General features: G+C 56.9%; 4 protein-coding genes and 1 pseudogene. 3 read left to right on the top strand and 2 right to left on the bottom strand.

From position 1 onward, the window contains the following. The first annotated feature begins 65 nt into the window (after window positions 1–65). Entirely contained in the window at window positions 66–1,421 is a 1,356-nt protein-coding gene (locus tag PMI02_RS23550; protein ID WP_007687759.1) for an IS66 family transposase, read from the top strand. 350 nt (window positions 1,422–1,771) lie between these two features. Further along, window positions 1,772–2,137: a hypothetical protein gene (locus PMI02_RS23545; protein ID WP_007687758.1), complete on the top strand. Its 366-nt coding sequence runs from the start codon at window positions 1,772–1,774 to the stop codon at window positions 2,135–2,137. Between the two features lie 502 nt (window positions 2,138–2,639). Here the strand turns inward: PMI02_RS23545 and PMI02_RS23535 are convergent. Continuing rightward, window positions 2,640–3,380: a Crp/Fnr family transcriptional regulator gene (locus tag PMI02_RS23535; RefSeq protein ID WP_007687757.1), complete on the bottom strand. Its 741-nt coding sequence runs from the start codon at window positions 3,378–3,380 to the stop codon at window positions 2,640–2,642. Window positions 3,381–4,215: 835 nt separating this feature from the next. Between PMI02_RS23535 and PMI02_RS23530 the strand changes: the two genes are divergently transcribed. Next, the gene (locus PMI02_RS23530) at window positions 4,216–4,431 is read left to right on the top strand and encodes a response regulator transcription factor (RefSeq protein ID WP_036505253.1); all 216 of its coding nucleotides are present in this window, start codon (window positions 4,216–4,218) and stop codon (window positions 4,429–4,431) included. 51 nt (window positions 4,432–4,482) lie between these two features. On the opposite strand, the pseudogene PMI02_RS27460 reads toward PMI02_RS23530, so the two are convergent. Further along, window positions 4,483–4,589 (bottom strand): annotated as a pseudogene (locus PMI02_RS27460) (YqcI/YcgG family protein); the annotation flags it as partial.

Below are 4,589 nucleotides of genomic sequence, written 5' to 3'. Positions count from 1 at the left end.
GTAATTGCTCAGGGGGGTGGCAAAAAGAGGTTGCGCGGTCTGGCAATGCCTGATTCACCCTGTGCATGCCGCCACCACCCCTTCATGTCCTGAGCGAAGCCGAGAAGAACGAACTTCTGCTCGCGCAACACGATATGATCGAGCGTATGGCTGCCCGGATTTCCGAACTGGAGGAACTGGTCGGCAAACCGCGCAAGACGTCGAAGAACTCGCATGTGCCGCCCTCCAAGGACGATTTCGGCAAGGGTGGCGGCAAAGGTCGCAAGGCGAAGCCGGGCAAGCGTCCTTCGCGTGAAGGCAGGCATCGCCCGCTTGCGGAAACGCCGGACAAGACCGAGCGCGTGCTGGCTGCTGCGTGTGGCCATTGCGGAGGCGACGTTTCCGGCCAGACCCAGCATTGCCGGCATCGTTACGATCATATCGACCTGCCGCCGATCCGCCCAGTTGTGACCAGGGTGGAACTGCTGGGTGGGCGCTGCCGGGGGTGTGGACACCGTTATCGCGCGCCAGCCCCGGCCGGAATGGAGCCGGGAACCCCGTTTGGACCGGGCATCCGCGCTTTACTCGCCTATCTGCACCACAGCCATCATGTCAGTTTCGAGCGCCTGTCGCGCATTGCATCGGAACTGTTGGGCCTGAGCATCTCTCAGGGCGCCATCGCCAATGCCTTCCGGCGCATGGGAGCAGGCATGGCAACGGCGACCCGCGCGATCACCGACAAACTGCTGACCGCACGGGTCATCGCATCCGACGAGACCACGACCCGCACTAACGGCATCATCCATTGGCAGTGGGTCTTCCTCTCGAAGGAGGCCGTCCTGCACAGGATCGCCCGGCGCCGGGCGCGCAGTGTCGCCGAGGAAGTTCTGGGCGGACATCAGCCCGATGTGTGGATCTCGGACCGCTATGCCGGACAACAGGAACTGGGCAAGGAGCACCAGGTCTGCCTCGCCCATGTCCTGCGCGACGTACAATATGCCATCGACTGCGGTGACCGGGCCTTTGCCCCGAAGGTCCGCGACCATCTGCGCTGGGCCATACGCATCGGCAAGCGACGAAGCGGCCTGAAGGATACGACCCTGGCGGCCTATTGTGCCAAGGCCGATACCGTGCTGACCCGCCTCATGCGGATGCCCATCGCGCATCCCGCAGGCAAGATCCTGCTCAAACAGATCAAGGCATGGCGGGGCAAGTTCTTCGTCTTCCTCAGCAACCGCGACGTCCCTGCGACCAACAACATATCCGAGCGTGAGATCCGCCCCTCGGTTGTGTTCCGCAAGGTCACAAACGGCTTCCGGTCCGACTGGGGCGCCCAGATCCACGCCGGCTATCGATCCGTGACCGGCACCGCACGCCTGCAGGGAAAGTCAGCCCTTCAGGCTGTGCGCGAACTCGTCGAGGGCAGGTTCGCCGTCGCCTGAGCCTGCAGCCCTTGGCCAAACCCGTGAGCAATTACAACATATATGCCTCCTGGGCGTAGGGTGACGGACCCTTGCTCAAGCTCTGCTCAAGCCAAACAATCGTCGAAAGTCTATAGGCTCGTCAAAAGCTGTCCTGGGGTGACAGCGCCAGCCTAATCACTTGTTCAAATGTCAGGGCGATTGCAGCATCGTTATGTCAACTTTTGCCCACTGGAGAACAAACATTCAATCAGGTCGTGATTGATCTGGGTGAATAATCTGAGTCATGCTATTCTATTTGAATCGCCGGCTCGTTGAATGAGCGCCTGCGCCTGGGAGCCACATAACTCTCGCTCAACGCGGAGGTGGCGATGCTGAACGGCATACCAATATTAATTGCGGAATCCGATGAGGAGGTGGCGGTCGCGCTGGCCTTTGCTGTCGAAGAAAGCAAAGGAGTAATCGTCGGCCCGGTTTCAACCGTGGCCAGTGCGATGTCCCTCCTCGACACCCAAGCCGTCGGAGCGGCTATCTTGAATGACAACCTTCTTGACCGAGACGTCCGATTGCTGGCGGAGGTCTTGATCGAGCGGGCGGTTCCTTTCGTGTTGCAAACAGCTCGCGCGATGCGTGCCCTGCCTCGCAACCCGGACTCATACGATACGCCACCATCCGAAAATCTCAAGTCGGACATAGTGATCGCGAAACTGTTGAAGAATATCGCTGATGCACGATAAATCATAAGTTGAGAGAGTTAAAATGATCGATGAACAATCCATCAACATGGAGCTGCCTTCCTTGGATCTAGCGCTCCTGGTATCTCGTTTTTTGACTGACCAATTAGCTTATAGTGATGACGACATCATTCCTTTGCCCAGAGACGTAGCGCAATTAGCCCTCGCGTTCACTGATGCTGTTGTAGAAAGCCTGCAAAATTCTAGGGCTCGCACTATGAATTAACTGAACTTCAGTGATGTGATGGCGCTGCCAACGGTCGTCATGCGGCCCATACTGTGTAGACATATTTGCGTGACCTGACTGCGGGTGCGATGCGTGTTCTTTCGTTGGCGAGCGCGACGCTCGCGATCTTCACTGGCCCGCGCGCCAGGGGCGGCCCATCCAGAGCTTCCGATCAGCGTTTGCGCCCCATGCGCATCACGGCCGCGTTTGCTCCGTCATCCCTTCCCTCCATCCTATGGAGGCGTATCCATCCGAGCTTTTATCGCCATCATTGGCATACTAGCCGCTGCGAAGAACGGCCGGGAGCGGTGCCTGATGCATGATTTCAGCATACCTAGTCTCGGCCACGCCGTAAAATCGACCGCAGTATGCCTCCATCGCAACGCGATCTCTGAAAATAATCAAACCCCGTCGTGCCCAGATGAAACCATTTGCTTCCAGATTATGGACCGCGTTCGTGACGGTGGCGCGGCGGACGCCAAGCATGAGGGACATGCTTGCATGGGTTAAAGCGATTTCGTCAGTATCCGTACGGTCTCGGTACATGAGTAACTTGCGAGCAAGCCTTTGCTGGACACTCGCCCGAACCGCAGCGCTGGCCGCTAGGCTGATCTGTACCATCTGAGCCTGGATATAACGCGACATATACACCCGCAGAACTGGGCTGGACCGTACGCTTTCTTGGAAATCTTTGACGTCGATAGAAAGCGCCTCTCCTTCGATCTGCACAAAAGCATCTCGCTGCGGGATCAGGTTGGCGATGGCCCCCGCCCCAATCATGCCTTCGCGCCCAACCACGCCGACTTCTATAGGGTCCCGAGAGTCTCCAACCTCGAGACTCGATACCACTCCGCTTTCAATGAAGTATATGTTGCCGGGACGGAGACCAGTGCGCTCGAGATAGGTGTTTACCGGTAAGGGGCATCGAGAAAAATGAGGCCACAAAAGCAATCGATCTTGCGCGCCCATTCCCAGAAGCAGCCGGTTGGTGATTTTGCCAAAGCTCGTCTCGGCTTTCACGGCCTCATCCTCTCGATTAAGTCTAGCTCAAAGCCTCTTCGGTTTATCTTGCAGTAGCAACGGTTAAGCGCATCCCGTGTTCCATCACGTTTGTTAGGTGCGGAAACACTACTTCGAATATTTCTCCCGAGCACTGCGATAGCTGACTTTGGTCGAGCAGTGTGCGGTAACGTACACTAATTTTTCTATTCGAATCATGGCCCGCTGCGATATCTGGCCCATCGCAGCGACATAACGGCTGGATATGCCGCTCCATGTGCAAACTAAGTGCGATTAGCGGAGAGCCAAGGGCTGCATCTACGTCGAGGGAGGAGCATCTATGAACATCACTGATACGTCACCGAGCCGGCAGGTGGAGTTTCGGGTACCACGCCCTGCCCACCGTTCATGGACAGAGTTCACTCCAGCACCGCGGCCGCCGCTGGCTCCTGACCAGATCGAGCAGGTCCGCCGTAGATTCTGGGCTCTCATCGATGGGACATCCGACGAGCAGGGCCGATAGTTTTTTGAGAGCTCAGCCGGAAGTACAGATCAACGTTCTACTTTCGCAAGACAATGCCAATGGCTGACAGTAAGCCCAAGGCTAGCTGGTTTGCGGGCGATAGCCTCGTTTTCCTGCGCAAACGCGCTGAGGCGACGAGGAAGGCGATCGATGCGTAAAGCGCGGCGCTACAGGATCTTTTGCCACGAAGACTCGTTACCTTGAAGTTACTTCAGATTTACGTCTGCTTTGTAAATGCCTTTTCCGATAGCTCGCGTCTTGCACGCCGCAGGGCTATTAAGTTTAAATCTGCAACAAGACTCCGTCCCCATGGTATTTTAGGGAGTTTCTAGTTTGAACGATAAACCTAGAGACACATTTAGTCTAACTCAGCGTGAAACTGAAGTAGTACGCTTGATCGCTGAAGGGTTCTCCGCCAAAGAGGCCGCGATATATCTCGAAATCGCACCTTGCACGGTTGAGCGTCACGTCGAAAATGTCAGGCTGAAGATGCGCTCGCGCAATCGCGCGCACATGATTGCGTGCGTTATCGCGGCGCGCCTGATTTAGAGGCCTAAGCGCTGCCGTTTGTCATACTAACCATCTGATTACACTCTGCGCTCATGCGCGGGGATCTCGGAACGGGCAACCCCATTCAGCGCCAACCAAGCGTCCGCTATACTGGCGCGCTTCGCTAGCTTCCCCATGCCTCGCAAGCATCGGATTGA

Source organism: Novosphingobium sp. AP12 (assembly GCF_000281975.1).
In the GTDB taxonomy this organism is placed as follows: domain Bacteria; phylum Pseudomonadota; class Alphaproteobacteria; order Sphingomonadales; family Sphingomonadaceae; genus Novosphingobium.
This window is presented reverse-complemented; position numbering and strand designations above follow the sequence as displayed.

What these genes read in the sequence shown, in the direction of transcription:
- PMI02_RS23550 (WP_007687759.1), top strand. Translation starts at nt 66, where the DNA reads ATGCCGCCACCACCCCTTCATGTCCTGAGCGAAGCCGAGAAGAACGAA.
- PMI02_RS23545 (WP_007687758.1), top strand. Translation starts at nt 1,772, where the DNA reads ATGCTGAACGGCATACCAATATTAATTGCGGAATCCGATGAGGAGGTG.